Source organism: Streptomyces incarnatus (genome assembly GCF_001027185.1).
GTDB classification, from domain to species: Bacteria; Actinomycetota; Actinomycetes; order Streptomycetales; family Streptomycetaceae; genus Streptomyces; species Streptomyces puniciscabiei.
The window spans coordinates 8,393,192-8,410,611 of the sequence record NZ_CP011497.1 but is presented as its reverse complement, the minus strand read 5'-3'; the positions used below and the strand labels follow the sequence as shown (position 1 = coordinate 8,410,611).

Annotated in this window: 3 protein-coding genes; all 3 read right to left on the bottom strand. The window is 74.7% G+C overall.

All coding sequences use genetic code 11. The features are described from left to right. Positions 1 to 64 precede the first annotated feature (64 nt). The 3 genes from ABB07_RS41615 to ABB07_RS38285 all read right to left on the bottom strand — a co-directional run bounded on the left by ABB07_RS41615 (position 65) and on the right by ABB07_RS38285 (position 17,325). Positions 65 to 13,771 carry a type I polyketide synthase gene (locus ABB07_RS41615; RefSeq protein WP_208903025.1) on the bottom strand — a complete coding sequence of 4,569 codons (13,707 nt, stop codon included), beginning with the start codon at positions 13,769 to 13,771 and terminating at the stop codon, positions 65 to 67. Between the two features lie 169 nt (positions 13,772 to 13,940). Continuing rightward, on the bottom strand, positions 13,941 to 15,665 hold the full coding sequence (locus tag ABB07_RS38290) for a fatty acyl-AMP ligase (RefSeq protein WP_208903024.1): 1,725 nt from the start codon (positions 15,663 to 15,665) through the stop codon (positions 13,941 to 13,943). 676 nt (positions 15,666 to 16,341) lie between these two features. Continuing rightward, positions 16,342 to 17,325 (bottom strand): aldo/keto reductase, encoded by a 984-nt coding sequence (locus tag ABB07_RS38285; protein WP_208903023.1) that lies wholly within the window; start codon positions 17,323 to 17,325, stop codon positions 16,342 to 16,344. Positions 17,326 to 17,420 lie beyond the last annotated feature (95 nt).

Here is a 17,420-nt window from a genome sequence, read left to right as displayed (position 1 = left end):
GGCCCCTGCTTCCGATGAAGTCCCTTGCTCCTGACGAAGTCCTCACCTGCTGCCGCGGACGTCCTCACCGCTGCTCCCAGGACCGGAACGCCCTCAGGTGGTCCGGTGTGACCACGGCCTCCAGGCGCTCGTCGTCCTGGTCACCGCCGCCGAGCGCGGCCAGCAGCCGCCGTGCCGGTACGTTGCGCTGCGTGCGCTCCGCCGTCAGCCGGACCTTCGCGCAGCCCAGTTCCTCGGCGCGGTCGGCCAGCCACTGCAACAGGCGTTCCTCGACCCCTCGGCCGAGCGCCCGGCAGCTCATCAGCCAGCCCAGGACGTCCAGTTGATCGCCTTCGGCGCAGAGCGCGAGAAGCGCGATCTGGCCGTAGTCGCCGAACCGGTCCCGGGCCGCCGCCGTCCACACCTCGCCCCGCTGCCGCCACCGGGCGACGTCGCCGCCGTCGGCCGACCGGGGGCGGAGCGTGAACTGGTTGGTGCGGCGGAGGAGTTGCTCGGCCCGCTGCACGTCCGCCTCGGACAGCTCCCGGATGTCGACCTGCAGCTGCAGGTGCGCGAGGAACTCCTCGAAGCCGGCGGTTTCGCGGACGGCCTCCCGCTGCTGCTCCTGTGCGTAGAAGCGGGCCCGCAGCGCGTCCTCGGCGGTCGCCGCGGCGGGAACCAGCGGCCACAACCGGCCGAGGAAGTCCTCCAGTTCGTCCGCGGACGGGCAGGTCACGGACAGCACCTGCGGCAGCGCGGCGCGCGCCTTGGCGATCTCGGCGGGGTTGTCGTCCAGGAACAGGAAGCTGTCCAGGCCGAGGTTGAGCGTGCGCGCGGCCTCGGCCAGGCGGCCCGGCTTCGGTCCCCAGGCGGCCGACAGCACGCTGAAGTGCTCCGCCTTCAGCAGGCTGTCCGGGCGGTCCAGGACGGCGCGGACCGTGGCCTCGTCGTTGTTGCTGACGAGCGCCAGCAGCGCGCCCGCCTCGCGCCACTGCAGCAGCCTGCGGGCGAGCAGGGCGCGCGGGCCGGTCAGGTCGACGGCCTCGGGGCCGATCTCGCCGGCGACCCCGCCCCACAGGGTCTCGTCGCCGTCCACCGCGATCACCTTGGGCGCGGGGCGCAGCGCCGCGCGTACGACCTCGGCGAGGCGCAGTGCCACGGCCGCCTGGAAGGGAGGGGTGAAGGGCAGGTGGGCCAGCCGCTCGGTCCGCTCGTCGAAGGGTTCCGCGACGGGGTGGTGCCGGGTCCAGTCGTCGGGGCCGAGCACCGCGACGCCGGGCAGGCGGCCGAGGTCGGCGGCGACGTCGTGCTCCCACCGCCGAAGGCGGTCCTCCTGACGGGCGGCGGGCAGGAAGCCGACGATCAGCGGCTTGCGGGTGCGTTCGGACAGGGCCTTCAGCGCGGCCGGGTAGGCGGTGCGCAGCTCGGCGAGCAGTGCGTCGTCGACCGGGCCGAAGCGCTCCAGGTCCGCCGCCCGCAGCAGCACCACGCCCACCGCCGTCGCGGGGTCGGCGAAGACGCCCGAGGGGTCCTGGAGGCTCGCGAGCACGTGGTGGTACGGCGCCTCGGTGATCGCCAGTGCGCCGTTCCCGGCCCCGTCCTGGACGGCTGCCTCACACATCAGCGGGAGGTTGCCGAGGGCGAAGGTGGCGGCGAGGGCCAGGGTCCGGCCGGCCGCGGGCGCCGTACCGGCTGCAGCCCGGATGCCGGCGTGCACCGGGACTGCCGGGTCCTCGGCCGTGGCCGCGAGCAGCGTCAGGAACTCCTCCCCCAGTTCGGCGGTGGTCGCGGCGTCCAGGATGTCCAGGTTGTGGTCGAGCCGGATGCGTGCCGCGTCCGGGGTCATGGTGATCATGAGGTCGAGGTCGGAGTAGCCGGTGCCGGCCGGCAGCACCTCCAGTCGGGTGAGGCGGCGCGAGGACCGTACGTAGTTGAAGTACACCTCGACGAGCGGCGCGTTCTCCCGGTGCAGGCCCTGCCGGGCCAGGGTGGCCAGGACGTCGGAGAACATGGCGCCCTTGGCCAGGACCCGCTGCAGGCGCGCGTCGGTGCGGCGCAGCACGTCGGCGGCCTGTTCGCCCGCGCGGGCCTCGGCCGGGAAGGGCACCGGCACGCCGAAGAAGCCCACCGCGTCGTACGCGTCGGCGTGGATGCGGGTGTCCACGGGCACGGCGAGCACGAACCGCTCCCGCTCCCGCTTCCTGGCCAGCAGCACCGTCAGGGCGCCGAGGCAGAAGGCTGCGGGAGTGACGGCCAGCCTGCTCGCGGCCGCCGCGACCCGTTCCATCAGCCCGTCGGGAATCGTCACGGTCACGCTGCCGGCCCGGTACGACCGGGTCGCCGGGCGCGGCCGGGCCAGCTCCAGGTCGAGCCGTTCGCTGCCGTGGAAGTGCTCGCGCCACTCGGCGCCTGCGCCCTCACCGCCCTGCTGGGCCGCGATGAGCAGGGCGATGTCGCGGTTGGTGACGGCGGCGTCGAGCGGGGTGCCGGACAGTTCCGCGTCGATCTCGCCGGCCACGAGCAGCAGCGACTGCAGGTCGCTGACCGCGTGGTGGGCGCCGAACACCAGGATCTGGCCGTGGGCGCCGCCGTCCACCAGCTCGAACCGCCACAGCGGAGTGGTCGCCAGGTCGAACGGCGGCTCCAGCAGGGCGCGCAGCCGCTCGGCGGCGTCGACCGGGCCTTCGACGGCCGTCCAGCGCAGCACCGGCTCCGCCGGCTCCCGGTCCACACGCAGGTGCCGGACGCCTTCCCCGGCGGTGACGATCGCGGTGCGCAGGGCCGCGTGCCGCGCGACGAGCCGCGTGAGGATGCCGGTGAGCGTCCCGGAGGTGGTCGGCTCGGTCAGCCGTACGGCGAGGCCGATGCCGTGGGCCGCGTCCGGCATGTCCGGCCGGGCGCTGCGCAGCAGTCGTACGACATCGCGTGTGGCGGGCCGCAGTTCGGTCTCCGCGACCTCACCTACGAGGTCGCCGGAGTCCTGCTGCGGCACGGCTCCCTGCTCCGGCAGGCCCTCGGCCAGGGCGCGGGCGAGGCCGCGGATGTCGGATGCCGCGAACACGTCGGCGGCCGGGAGCTCCACGCCCAGATCGCGGACGAAGGCGTTGCGCAACCGCACCAGCATCAGGGAGTCCAGGCCCAGTTCCTTCAGGGCCGTGGTCGCCGACACGTCGGCCACTCCTCCGGAGACCTCGCCGACCCGGGCGCGGACGTACGCCTCGAGCCAGGTGGCGCGGTCGTCGTCGGTCGTCGCCGCGAACACCTTCCTGACCAGGTCGTCCGAGGCGGCCGTGCCCGACGGCACGGTGACGAGGTCGCCCAGGATCGGGCGGGTGCGCGCGGCGTCGGGGACGAGCGTCAGCATCTCCCAGTCCAGGGCCATCGGCGCGAGCTGGCGGCGGGCGGTGGCCAGGACCCGATCGAACAACTCGCCGCCCTCCTGCGGCGAGAAGGCGACCAGGCCCGAGCGGCTGGTCTCGGCGGCCCGGGTGCCGGACCCGGCGACCATGCCGACACCGGCCCAGGCACCCCAGTCCAGGCTCAGCGCCCGGCGGTCGGAGCGGGAGAGGTGGTGTGCCCAGGCGTCGAGGAAGGCGTTCGCCGCCGAGTACGGGCTCTGCCCGGCCGACCCGAGGAGCCCGGCCGCGGAGGCGAACAGGACCAGGTTCCGGGCCTCCGGGATCAGCTCGGTGAGGAGCGTGGTGCCCAGGACCTTCGGGGCGAGGACACGCAGGACACGTTCGTCGGTCAGGTTCGCCACCGTGGCGTCGTCGAGCACACCGGCCGCGTGCACGACCGTGGCGATCGGGCCGCAGGCGTGCCGTACGGCGTCCAGGGCGGCCGTGAGACTCTCGCGGTCGGCGACGTCGGCGCGGGCCAGGTGCACGGTGACGCCCCGCTCCTGGAGACTCGTGATCCAGTTGCCGGCCTCCGCGTCGGGCGTGCCCCGGCTCATGAGGGCCAGCCGGCGGGCCCCGCGACGGACCAGCCGCTCGGCGACGACGCGGCCCAGGCCGCCCAGGCCGCCGGTGATCAGGTGCACACCGTCCACGGAGGTCTCGCCGGTACCGCCGTCGTCCGGGCGGGTGCGGGCCAGGCGCGGCACCAGGCGGCCGGTGCCGCGCAGGGCTACGAGCCGTTCGTCGTCGGCGTGCCTGAGCTGGGTCCACAGGGCGTCGGCGCCGTCGGTGGGCGGCAGGTCGATCAGCGTGGTCGACAGCTCCGGGTACTCCTGCGCCACGGCCAGCCCGAAGCCCCAGGCGAGCGCCTGCTGCGGGTGGGTCACCGAGGTGCTGTCACCGGCGGCCTGGCTGCCGCGCACCACCACGAACAGGCGCGGGGCCCGGCCCTGCGGGCGGTCGGCGAGGGCGCGCACCAGGTGCAGGGTGCTCAGGCAGCACAGCCGCGCCGCCTGCTCGGCCGATCCGGCGTCGCCGATCGGCGGGGCGTCGAGCGCGGTCAGCTGGACCACCCGCTCGGGCGGCCCGCCCGCGAAGGCCTCCGCCAGCAGCCGGGCCAGGTGGTCGGGGTCGGCCGGATCGAGGACGTAGCGGCCGGGCCCCTCGGCGGCGAAGGCGCTGCCCGTGCGGGCGATGACGTGCGGCACGGAGGAGCCGAGCCGTTCGCCGAGAGCGTCCGCCATCCCCGTGTCGTCGGCCAGGATCAGCCAGCTGCCCTGGACCGGCGGTTCCTGCGCCACCGGGCGCGGGTGCCAGCGGGTCTCGAAGAGGGCGCCGTCCAGCGGGGAGAGCGCGGCCAGCCTGAACTCCTCGATTTCAAGCAGGAGTTGCTCGTCCTCGTCCCAGATCCTGATGTCCAGGGTGGCGGTGTCGCCGGACACGGAGCGCAGTTCACAGCTGGCCCAGGCAGGCGTGGTGCGCAGGCCGGTGAACCGCAGCCGCCCCGCCCCGGCGGGCACGAACGCCCTTCCCTCGGGCGCGTCCCCGGGCAGCGCCGCGGTGTGGAACGCGGCGTCGAGGACCGCGGGGTGCAGCAGGTGACCCGCGGCGGGCCTGGCGGCCAGTCGGGCCAGGGCCGCCGAGCGCCCGCGGCGGCCCTGCTCCAGGCCCCGGAAGGCGGGGCCGTAGTCGATGCCGAGGGCGGTCAGCCCGGCGTACACCGCCGGCAGGTCCACGTCCTGCGTGCACTGCTCACGCACGGCGGCGAGCCGTACGGCGTCGGGCCGCGCGCCGGCCGGGGGCTGCTCGCCGGACACCGCGATGCGTCCGCTGACGTGACGCTCCCACCGCGGGCGCCGCTCACCGGCGGGAGCGGAGGCGACGGTGAAGGACCTGGAGCCGTCCCGGGCGGGCCGCAGCACCAGCTGCACCCGTACGGGCCGTTCGGGATCCATGCGCAACGGCTGTACGAACTCGGTCTCGGTCAGCTGGACTTGGCGACCGTCCTGCACCGCGGTGGCGGCCTCCAGCACCATGTCGAGGAAGGCGGCGCCGGGCAGCCAGACCTCGTTGTCGACCCGGTGGTCGTTCAGATAGGCGAAGCGGCTGTCCCGCAGGTCGATGTCGTTCTGGAAGAGGTGCCGGTCGGGCTCGTCGCTGGACTGGACGTGCGTGCCCAGCAGCGGTGAGGCGCCCGTGGCGGTGGGCGGGGCGGGCGCGAGCCAGTGGCGTTCGCGGGCGAAGGCGTAGGTCGGCAGATCGACGCGCCGGCCGTGGGGGAACAGCGCCGGCCAGTCGGGGGTGTGCCCCGCGACGTACAACTGGCCGACCCCGCGGAGCAGGGCGTCGGGTCCGTCCTGCTGACGGCGCAGCGAGCCGACGCCGGCCACGTCGATCCCGGCCTCGGCCGCCACCGCCTCGATGGAGGACAGCAGCGACGGGTGCGGGCTGAGTTCGACGAAGTAGCGGTAGCCGTCGTCCAGCATCCGCCGGACGGTGTCGGCGAAGCGGACGGGCTGCCTGAGGTTGGCGTACCAGTAGTCGGCGTCCAGCCGGTCGCCGGGGACGGGTTCGGCCAGCACCGTCGAGTACAGCGGGGTCGGCGCCTGTGCGCCCCGGATGCCGGAGAAGCGGTCGAGCAGCTCCGCGCGCAGGGGTTCCATCAGCGGGGTGTGCGAGGCGAACGGCGTCGACAGCCGTCGTACGGCGATGCCCCGCTCCTCGAGGTGCTTGCGCAGTTCGGCCAGGGCGTCGGCGGCGCCGGAGACGGCCGTGGAGCCTGCGCTGTTGACCGCGGCGACGAACAGCCGGTCGGCGTAGGGGGCGAGCAGTTCCTCGGTCTGCGCCCGCGGCAGCTCCACCGCGACCATGCCGCCGTGCCCGACCAGCGGGACGACGGCCTGGGCCCGCCCGGCCACCACGGCCACGGCGTCGTCCAGGCCGAGGGCGCCCGCGCTGTACGCGGCGGCGATCTCGCCCAGGCTGTGCCCGACCACGGCGTCCGGGGCCACTCCGAGCTGCCGCCAGGCGGCGGCCAGTGCCGCGTTGACGGCGAACAGCACCGGTTGCAGGCACTCGGTCCGCTCGAGCGGGGAGAACTCCTCCGGTGCCCGCAGCGCGTTGAGCACCGACCAGCCGACGTGCCGCTGCACCGCCTCGTCGATCCGGGTCAGCTCCTCGCGGAACGCCTGCGATCGGGGCATCAACTCCAGGCCCATGCCCGGCCATTGGCCGCCGTGCCCGGCGAAGACGAAGGCCACCTTGCCCGTGGTCTCCTCGCGCGGCGTGGCCGGCCGTGCCCGTCCGCTGCCCACCGCGTCGAGCACGGCGCGCAGTTCGTCCACATCACCCGCCGTGACCGCCGCCCGCCAGGGGAAGTGGCTGCGGTGCCGGGCCAGGGTGTAGGCGACGTCCGGCAGCGAGGTGTCCCCGGTCAGGTGCCGGGCCAGCCGCGCGGCCTGCCCCCGCAGCGCGGCCTCGCTCTGCCCGGACAGCACGAACAGCCGCTTGCCGGACGGGAGTTCATCCGCCGACTCGGGCTGCGGCACGGGCGGCGGGGCCTCCTCGACGATGACATGGGCGTTGGTCCCGCTGATCCCGAAGGCGCTGACCCCGGCCCGCCGGACCCGCTCCCCCGCCACCGGCCAGGGCACGGCCTCCTGCAGCAGCTGCAGACCGCTGTCGTCCCACTCGACGTGCCGACTGGGTGTGCGGGCGTGCAGGGTGGCCGGCAGCATCCGGTGGCGCAGCGACTGCACCACCTTGATCAGCCCGGCGACGCCCGAGGCGGCCTGGGTGTGCCCGACGTTGGACTTCAGCGAGCCCAGGTGCAGCGGGCGGTGCCGGGGGCGGGAGTCACCGAAGACCTGTGCCAGGGCGTTGGCCTCGATGGGGTCGCCCAGCGTCGTGCCCGTGCCGTGCGCCTCCACGTAGTCGATGTCGGCGGGTTCGAGGCCGGACAGCGCCAGGGCCCGCCGGATCACCTGTTCCTGCGCCGGGCCGTTGGGCGCGGACAGGCCCTGGCTGCGGCCGTCCTGGTTGACGGCCGTGCCGCGCAGCACCGCCAGCACCTCGTCGCCGTCCCGCCGCGCGTCGCTCAGCCGCTTCAGTACGAGCATGCCGGCGCCCTCGGACCAGACGGCGCCGTCGGCGTCGTCGGAGAAGGAGCGGCAGCGGCCGGTCGGGGACAGGCCGCGCAGCCTGCTGAACTCCACGAAGGTCTGCGGGGTCACCATGAGCGTCACACCGCCGGCCAGCGCCAGGTCGCACTCGCCCGACCGCAGCGCCTGCACCGCCAGGTGCACCGCGACCAGCGACGACGAGCACGCCGTGTCCACCGTCAGCGCCGGGCCGTGCAGCCCGAGCGCGTACGCCAGCCGGCCGGAGGCCACGCTGAGCGCCGACCCGGTGCCGACGTATCCGTCCAGCTGGTCGAGGCGGGAGCCCGACAGGTAGTCGCTGCCGAACATGCCGACGTACACGCCGGTGGTGCTGCCCGCCAGTTCGGCGGGCACGATCCCGGCACGCTCCAGCGCCTCCCACGCGGTCTCCAGCAGCAGCCGCTGCTGGGGGTCCATGGCGGCGGCCTCCTTCGGGGTGATGCCGAAGAAGCCCGCGTCGAAGGACTCGATGTCGTCCAGGAAGCCGCCTTCGCGGGCGTAGGACTTGCCCGGGGCCTCCGGGTCGGGGTCGTACAGCGACTCCACGTCCCAGCGCCCGGCCGGGAACGGGCCGACCGCGTCACGGCCCTCGGCGACCAGCTGCCACAGCTCCTCGGGGTCGCCCACACCGCCCGGCAGGCGGCAGGCCATGGCCACCAGGGCGACCGGCTCGTCGGACGCCGCCGTAGGGGCGGGCGGCGCGGCGGGTGCGGGACGACGGGTGGTGGGGCCGCTGGTCGCGAGGGCGGTGGCCAGCAGGTGCTCGGCGAGACGGGCCGGGGTGGGGTGGTCGAACAGCAGGGTGGCGGGCAGCCGGGAACCGAGGCGGACGCCGATGCGGTTGCGCAGCTCCACCGCCGTCACCGAGTCCATGCCGAGCTCGCGCAGCGGCTGGTCGGGGCGGACCGACTCCGCCGAGCGCAGGCCGAGGGCGCGGGAGGCCTCCTCGCGGACCAGGTCCAGGACGCGGTCGGCGCGCTCGGCCTCCGGCAGCCGGGCCAGGCGGTCCGCCAGTCCGTCGGCGCCGCCGTGGCCGGTGCGGGGCGCGGGCAGCAGCGAGCGCCACAGCGCGGCCGCGCTGCCGCCCCCGCCCGCCGTGGTCTCGCGCAGCCGGGGCAGGTCCAGCGCCCAGGCGACCAGGTGCGGGGCGCCCCGGCGCAGCGCGAGCTCGACGAGGTCGCGGCCCTGTTCCGGGGTGAGGGCGCGGTGGCCGAGGCGTGCCATCCGCTCCAGGTCGGCGTGCTCGGCGGCCAGGCCCTCGCCGGCCCAGGCGCCGAAGGAGACCGACACGGCGGGCAGCCCCTGGGCGCGCCGGTGGTGGGCGAGCTGGTCGAGGAAGGCGTTGGCGGCGGCGTAGTTGGCCTGGCCCGCGTTGCCGACGACACCGGCGGCGGAGGAGACCAGCAGGAACAGGTCGAGCCCGGCGTCGGCGGTGAGCCGGTGCAGATGGACGGCGCCGTCGGTTTTGGGGCGCAGCACCCGCGCGAGGCGTTCGGGGGTCAGTTCGGTGACCACCCCGTCGTCCAGGACGCCGGCGCAGTGCACGACGCCGCGCAGTTCACCGGCGACGGCACCGAGGACGTCGGCCAGGGCGGCCGGGTCGGCGACGTCGCACGCCGCCACCTCCACCTCGGCGCCGAGCGCCGCCAGTTCGGCGGTGGCCTCGGCCGTGCGCGGGTCGTCGGCTCCGCGCCGGGACGTCAGCAGCAGGCGGGGCACGCCCCGTTCGGCCAGGAACCGGGCGATGTGGCGGCCGACGGCGCCGAGGCCTCCGGTGATCAGTACGGTGCCGTCGGTGGGTATCCGCGCGCCGTCCGTGTCCGCGGTCCGGGCGCGCACGAGCCGGGGCACGAGCAAGTCACCCGCATGCGCGGCGAGTTCGGGCTCGCCCGCCTGAGCGACGGCGGCGATGAGGGCGGCGGCCGGATCGGTGTCGTCGAGGTCGAGCAGCGTCAGCCCGAGGTCCGGATGCTCGGCACGGGCACCGCGCGCCAGACCCCACAGCACCGACTGGGCGAGGCCCGGCACGGTGTCCCGCTCCCCGGCCGCGACCGCGCCGCGCGTCACCCAGATGGTCCGGGCGGGCGCCTGATCCTGTGCGAGGAGCGTCTGCAGGTCGGCCAGCGCGGCTTCCGCCATCTCCCGTGCGGCGGCGGCCGGTTCGGCGTCCTCGGCCGGCCGTGGCCAGAACCGTACGAGCACCGCGGCACCGGTGTCGCGGTGCTGGATGCCCGCGGCTTCGAGGCCGCGCAGGGCCGCACCGACCTCCGGGTCGGACGGGTCGCCGACGACGGTCCAGTCACCGGCCGGTGCCTCGGCGGCCGGTTCGGGCGCCGCCGCCCAGGCCACCTCGTACAGGTGCCGCCCGTTGCCCGCACCGCCGGCGAGGTCCGCCGGGCTCGCGGCCCGCAGCCGTACCCCTTCCAGCCGGCCCACGGGGAAGCCGTCGCCGTCCCACAGGGTCACGTCCAGCGTCAGATCCGTGCCGGCGCCGCCGGTGCGCCGCACGGAAACGGTGAGCTCGTCGGCGCGGGCGTGCGACAGCGCGGCCCGGCCCACGGCGACCGGGAGGAGCACCCGGGCGTCGGGGGCGGCGCCTCCTTCGAGGGCCGCGGCCACGTGCAGCGCGGCGTCCAGCAGCGCCGGGTGGACCGGGTAGGGGTCGGCCAGGTCGCGGGCCGCGGTGGGCAGCGACAGCCGGGCCTGCAGCTCGCCCGCGCCGGTCACCACCGCCTCCCGTACGCCCTGGAAGGCCGGGCCGTAACCGAGGCCGACCCCGGTCAGCCGCGCGTAGGTGTCCGGGCTCCAGGCGGGCTCCGCCGCCTCTGGCCACAGCGGCGGCCGCCCCTCGGTTCCGGTCGCCCCGGCCGCCGAGGCGGTGGCGTGCAGGGTCCAGCCGGTGGCCTCCTGGCCGCGCGGGCGGCTGTGCACGGTGATCTCCGGTGCCTGGCCGGCGGTGACCACCTCCACGGACACCTCGACCGTGCCGGAGGCGGGCAGTACGAGGGGCGCGAGCAGCAGCAGGTCGGTGACGTCGGCCGGGTCGTCCGGGAGGCCCACGGCGAGGGCGGCCCGGCACAGCTCCAGCAGGGTCGTGCCGGAGACCACGGTCCGGCCGTACACGGTGTGGTCGGACAGCCAGTCGGCGGTGGCCGGGGACCACTCGTTGCGGAAGGTCCAGCGGCTCTCGTCGGCCGACTGCAACTGGACGCCGAGCAACGGGTGTGCGGCGCGGTCGAACAGGCCCGGGCCGCCCGCTGCGGACTCGGGTTCGATCCAGTGGCGTGCGGTGTCCCAGGCGTAGGTCGGCAGGTCCGCCCGGGCGGCCTCGGGGACCAGGCGCCGCCAGTCCATCCGCCGTCCGTTCACGTGCAGTTCGGCGGCGGCGCGGTCCAGGCAGGCGGGTCCGTCCTCGTCGCGGCGCAGGGAGCCGACGGCGAGCAGCTCGTGGCCGGATTCCTCGCCGATCGTGTGCAGGGCGGTGAGCAGGGACGGATGCGGGCTGAGTTCGACGAAGTGGCGGTAGCCGTCGGCCGCCATGCGCTCCACGGTGGGCGCGAAGCGGACGGGTTCGCGCAGGTTGGTGTACCAGTAATCGGCGTCCAGCTCCTCGGTGACGGGCTCACCGGTGACGGTGGAGTACCAGGCGATGGACGTGGGGTACGTGGTCACTCCGTCGAGCTCGGCGAGGATCGTCGCGCGGACCGGCTCCACCTGGGCGCTGTGGGAGGCGTAGTCGACGTCGAGGCGGCGGACGAAGACCTGTTCCCGCTCCAGGTCGGCGAGCAGCCCCTCCAGCGGCTCCACGTCACCGGCGACCACGGTCGCCCGGCCGCTGTTGACGGCGGCGACCGAGACCCGCCCGCCGAGGCCGTCGAGACGGGTGACGACCTCGGTGTGCGGCAGGGCGACGACGGCCATGGCGCCGGTGCCGGACAGCTCGGTCAGGGCCCGGCTGCGCAGGGCGACGACCGCGGCCGCGTCGTTGAGGCTGAGCACGCCGGCGACACAGGCAGCGGCCACTTCGCCCTGGCTGTGCCCGATCACGGCGTCCGGGCGGACACCACGGGCCCGCCACACGGCGGCCAGCGACACCATCACGGCGAACAGCACCGGCTGGACGACGTCCACACGGTCCAGCGACGGGGCTCCGGCCTCGCCGCGCAGCACCGCCGTCGCGGACCAGCCGGTGAACGGTCGCAGGGCGGCGTCGCAACGGTCGAGTTCGTCGGCGAACACCGGGTCGCGCTGGAGCAGGTCACGGGCCATGCCGGCCCACTGGGCGCCCTGTCCGGGGAAGACGAAGGCCACCTTGCCCGCGGGCAGCGTCCGCCGGGGACCGGCAACCAGGCCGGTGTCGGGCCGGCCCTGCGCGAGGGCCCGCAGCGCGGTCAGCAGCTCGTCCCGGCCGGCCGCCTGGACGACGGCACGGTGCTCGAAGTGGGTGCGGTGGTGGGCCAGCGTCGCGGCCACGGCGGGAAGCACCGACTCCGGCTGTCCCAGGGCATATGCGTGCAGTCGATCGGCTTGTCGCTGGAGCGCGGGGAGCGAGCGGGCGGAGAGCGGGAAGAGCGTCGGGCCGGGCAGCTCCGCCTCCGCCCCGGCCCGGGCGCCGACGTCCTGCGGTGCCTCCTCCAGCACGACGTGGGCGTTGGTGCCGCTGATGCCGAACGCGCTCACCCCGGCCCGCCGCACGCGGTCGCCGCCGCGCGGCCACGGCCGGGCGCTGCCGTGCACGGCCAGGTGGCTGCCCGCCCAGTCGATGTGCTCGGTGAGGGTCTCGGCGTGCAGGGACGGCGGTATGAGCTCGTGCCCGAGGGCGAGCACCGTCTTGATCACGCCGCCGATGCCCGCGGCGGCCTGGGTGTGACCGATGTTGGACTTCAGCGAGCCGACGCCGAGCGGCCGGTCGGCGGGGCGGCCCGGTCCGAACACGGCGGCCAGTGCGCGGCCCTCGATGGGGTCGCCGAGCCGGGTGCCGGTGCCGTGCGCCTCGACGTAGTCCACCTCGTCGGGTGCGAGTGCCGCGGCGTCGAGGGCGGCGCGCAGCACCCGTTCCTGCGCCGGGCCGTTGGGGGCGCTCAGCCCCTGGCTGCGGCCGTCCTGGTTGATGGCCGAGCCCTTGACCACGGCGAGCACCCGGTCGCCGTCGCGGCGGGCGTCGGCGAGCCGCTTGAGCAGCACCACACCGCAGCCCTCGGCCCACACCACACCGTCCGCGTCGGCGGAGAAGGGGCTGCACCGCCCGGACGGCGACAGCCCGCGCAGCCTGCTGAACTCCACGTGTCCCCGCGGGGTCACCAGCAGGCTCGCGCCGCCCGCCAGCGCGAGGTCGCACTCGCCTGCCGCCAGCGCGCGGGCCGCCAGGTGCAGGGCGACGAGGGAGGAGGAGCAGGCGGTGTCGACGGTGACCGCCGGACCCTGCAGACCGAGGGTGTAGGCGATGCGTCCGGAGGCCACGCTGGGCGCCGAGCCCGTGCCCACGTGCCCGTCGAGCTGGGCCAGCGAGGCGGCGGCGAGGTATCCGCTGTCGTACAGGCCGATGTAGACGCCCGTGGAGCTGCCGTGCAGCGTCTCGGGGACGATCCCGGCCCGCTCGATCGCCTCCCAGCTGGTCTGCAGCAGCAGCCGCTGCTGGGGGTCCATGGCGTCCGCCTCGCGGGGCGAGATCCCGAAGAAGGACGCGTCGAAGCGGTCGATGCCGTCGAGGAAGCCACCACGCAGCGTGTACGCCTTGCCGGTGGCCTCGGGGTCGGGGTCGTACAGGCCCTGGGTGTCCCAACGGCCCGCCGGTACCTCGGAGATGGCGTCCTCGCCGGTGGCGAGCAGCCGCCACAGCCCTTCGGGGTCGTCGGCGCCGCCGGGCAAGCGGCAGGCCATGGAGACGATGGCGATGTCGTCGCCCGCCGCCCGCGGCCCAGCCTCGGCGGCGCCCGGGTCGGTCGCCGGGGCGGGCGGTTCACCGAGGACCGCGTCGGCCAGCGCGGCGATCGTGGGGTGGTCGAAGACGAGCGACGGCTCCAGGGGCCGGCCGGTCCGTTCGGAGAGTTCGGCGGCCAGCGCCACCAACTGCCGTGACCCCAGCCCGAATTCCGCGATCGGACGGTCCGGGTCGACGGCCAGCGGGTCGACCCCGGCCGCCTCGGCGACGGCCGACCCCAGCCAGGCCCGTACGTCCTCGGCGGTGGCGAGGGGCGTGGTGGTGGACTGCTTCTGGTGCTCGTTCGCAGGCATCTGGGCAGGTGTCCTCAAGCAGCGGTGGTGCGGGTGGAATCCGCACGACCGCATGCGGCAGCGGCGTACGGCTGGAATCGGGTGACGTACGGCCGCGGAGGCGCGGTCGCACGGGCGGCGCGATGGGTCGGGCCGCCGCCGGCGCGGGCGTGCGCCGGCGGCGGTGGGGTCAGCCCGTGACGGGCACGCCGACCACGGCGAGGGCGCCGTCGAGGTAGGCCGCCCGGGAGGCACGGCGCTGGATCTTCCCGCTGGACGTCTTCGGGATGGTGCCGGGGTGGACCAGCACCACGTCCCGCACCGACAGGCCGTGGGCCTCGCCGATCGCGCTGCGCACCAGGTCGGTGATCTTCTCGGCCTCGCCGGCCGCGTCGGGCGCCACCTCGGCCACCACGACGACCTGTTCGCCCTCCGGGCCGGCGTCCACGGAGAACGCGGCGGTGCAGCCGGGCCGCAGTGCCGGGTGGGACAACTCCGCGGACAGCTCCAGGTCCTGCGGGTAGTGGTTGCGCCCGTCGATGACGACGAGGTCCTTCAGACGGCCGGTGACGAACAGTTCGCCGTCACGCAGGAAGCCGAGGTCGCCCGTGCGCAGGAAGCGGTCCTCGCGGCCGGTCAGGGTGGCGCGGAAGGTCTCGCGGGTGGCAAGGGTGTTGCGCCAGTAGCCCTTGGCCACGCTCGCGCCGGCGACCCAGATCTCACCGGTCTCGCCCTCGGGCAGTTCCTCCTGCCGTTCGAGGTCGGCGATCACCACGGTGATCCCGGGCCCGGGCCGGCCGCAGCCCACGGCGGCCGCGTCCGCCTCACCGGCGTGCGGGCCGGTCTCGGCGGCCTCCAGCAAGGTGGGCGGGGCGTCCACCGCACCGCCGGTGACCATCAAGGTGGCCTCGGCCAGGCCATAGCACGGGTAGAAGGCCTCCTGACGGAAGCCGGCCGCGCGGAAGGTCTCGGTGAACCGTCGCAGCGTGGCCGCGCGCACCGGCTCGGCGCCGTTGAAGGCCACCTTCCACGCGCTCAGGTCGAGGCTCTCGACCAGGTCGTCGGTGGCGTGCTTCAGGCACAGCTCGTAGGCGAAGTTGGGGCCGCCGCTGGTGTGCGGCCGGTAGCGGCTGATCGCGGTCAGCCAGCGGTCGGGGCGCTGCAGGAAGTGCAGCGGCGAGAAGAGCGTGGCCGTGGCGCCCAGGTACAGCGTGTTCAGGATCGGTCCCATGAGGCCCATGTCGTGGTAGACGGGCAGCCAGCTGAGGATCAGCTCCCCGTCGTGCTCCGCGAGGACGTCCGGGGTGTGGCCCATCCGCTCGGTGATGATCCGCTCGTTGTCCAGCAGGTTGCCGTGGGTGACCACCACACCGCGCGGGGCGGAGGTGGAGCCGGAGGTGTACTGCAGGAAGGCCACCGAGTCGGCGGTGAGGTCGGGGGCGTGCCAGGAGCCGGCGGCGTCGTCGGGGATGTCCTCGGTGGCGACGCAGGTGACCGCGTCCAGTTCGGGCAGGTGCTCGGTCCAGGTGCGCAGGGCGCCGACGACCTCCCGGCCGCCGAGGATCACCTTGACGCCGGAGTCGGCCATCAGACGCTTCATCCGGATCAGGGCGCGGTGGTTCTGCGACCGCCCCTGCGGGGGCACGCCCGGTACGGCGACCACGCCGGCGGCGAGGCAGCCCAGGAAGGCGGAGACGAACTCCAGGCCGGGCGGATGGAGCAGCAGGGCACGCGAGCCGGCGAGGCCGCGGTCCTGAAGCCAGGCGGCGACGGCCCGGGAGCGGTGGGCCAGTTGTCCGTAGGAGATCTCCTGCGTCTCCCCGTCGCTGTCGCCGGTGAGGAGGTACCGGTAGGCGGTACGGTCGGGCTGTTGCTGGGCGTGTACGGTCAGTAATTCGACCAGGGAACGAGCCATGTGTCGAGTCCCACCTGTCCGGGTCAGCGCGTGAGGGAACTGGAGTTCGATGACTATGGCTGCGTGATGCCCACGCTCAAGAAGCCGTTGACCCGGCCCCCTTGCCAGGTCATCCGTCTCGCCAGCCGCCCGGCGGCGAGATGGCCACACGTCTCCCCGTGCCCCCCACTCAACTTGCTACCAACGAGTAACACCATAACAAGTCCCACGGGTCGACGGGTCGAACGCATGTAAACGCTGCGTGTCCAAAAGGAGTTGGCTGTCCGTCGGCTCCGCTGGGCCGGCTCACCCGTCCACGCACCCGGCGCCTGCCCGACAGTCGGAGCCACCCAGCACGTCCGCCGTGTCGGGGGCCGGCGACAAGGCGTTCTGCACGTCGGCGTGGACCACGCCGCGCTTGCGCATCACGGCCCGATGACCGGCCCGCCACAGCAGCCCCGAAGGATCGCCCCGTGCGGCTCGTCCCTGGACGTCGCCCCTTCGACACCACCTCGCAGCGAGGGGATGCCCCACCGGAGAGGTTGATGACGCGCGGGCCGCCGCACAGATCCGGTCACCGGGCCGCGCCGGCTCGGTCGAGCGGACACCGGGCTGGGCGTCGCGCCTTGGATGGTGCGGAAGCAATGGCCGTCGACAGTGGGTGACAACAATGTGCCTTTACCGGCATGCCCGGGGGTCAGCCGTTGAGGTTCTGCATCAGCTCGGGGGCGTAGCGGTCGCCGGAGACGATGCCGCGCGGGGCGACGGCTTCGATGGCGGCCACGTCCTCATCGGTGATCGTCACGCTGGTGGCGGCGACGTTCTCCTCCAGGTAGCGGCGGCGCTTGGTGCCGGGGATGGCGACCGCGCCCTGGTGCAGCACCCAGGCGAGAGCCAGCTGGGACGGCGAGACCTGCTTGGCGGCGGCGATGCGGCGGACCTCGTCGACCACGGCCAGGTTGCGGGCGAAGTTCTCGCCCTGGAAGCGCGGGTCGGTGCGGCGGAAGTCGTCGGCGGCGAAGTCGTCCGGGCCGGTGATCGCACCGGAGAGGAATCCGCGCCCGAGCGGCGAGTAGGCGACCAGGCCGATCCCGAGCTCGTTCAGGGTGGCCATGACCCCGTCGTCCTCGATGCCGCGCTCGAAGAGCGAGTACTCGGTCTGGACCGCCGTGATCGGGTGCACGGCGTGGGCGCGGCGGATGGTCTGCGGGGCGACCTCGGACAGGCCGATGTAGCGGACCTTGCCGGCTGCCACCAGCTCGCCCAGGGCGCCGACGGTCTCCTCGATCGGCACCTGCGGATCGACCCGGTGCAGGTAGTAGAGGTCGACGTGATCGGTGTCCAGATGGCGCAGGGAGCGGTCCAGGGAACGCCGGATGTACTCGGGGCGCCCGTTGTGGCCGACGAGCGTGCCGTCGTCGGTGAACTCGATGCCGGTCTTGGTGGCGACGACGGCCTGCTCGCGGCGGCCGGCGAGGGCCTTGCCGAGGAGCTGCTCGTTGATGAACGGGCCGTAGCTCTCGGCGGTGTCCAGCAGGGTCACGCCCAGTTCCAGGGCGCGGTCGATGGTGGCGAGGGACTCGGCCTCGTCGGTGCTGCCGTAGAAGGCGCTCATGCCCATGCAGCCGAGTCCTTCGGCGGAGACGGTCAGGCCCTGGCTGCCGAGGGTGCGGAGTTCCATGATGATCTTCCTTGCTGTAGCGGGTCGTCCCACGGTGTGTGACTGGTTGGTGGTGCGTCCGGTGCGCTGCGACACTCGGCCCGGACCGGGTACGG

Excerpts from the sequence above, each read along its gene's own strand:
- ABB07_RS38290 (WP_208903024.1), bottom strand. The coding sequence starts at position 15,665 with ATGGCTCGTTCCCTGGTCGAATTACTGACCGTACACGCCCAGCAACAG.
- ABB07_RS41615 (WP_208903025.1), bottom strand. The coding sequence starts at position 13,771 with ATGCCTGCGAACGAGCACCAGAAGCAGTCCACCACCACGCCCCTCGCC.
- ABB07_RS38285 (WP_208903023.1), bottom strand. The coding sequence starts at position 17,325 with ATGGAACTCCGCACCCTCGGCAGCCAGGGCCTGACCGTCTCCGCCGAA.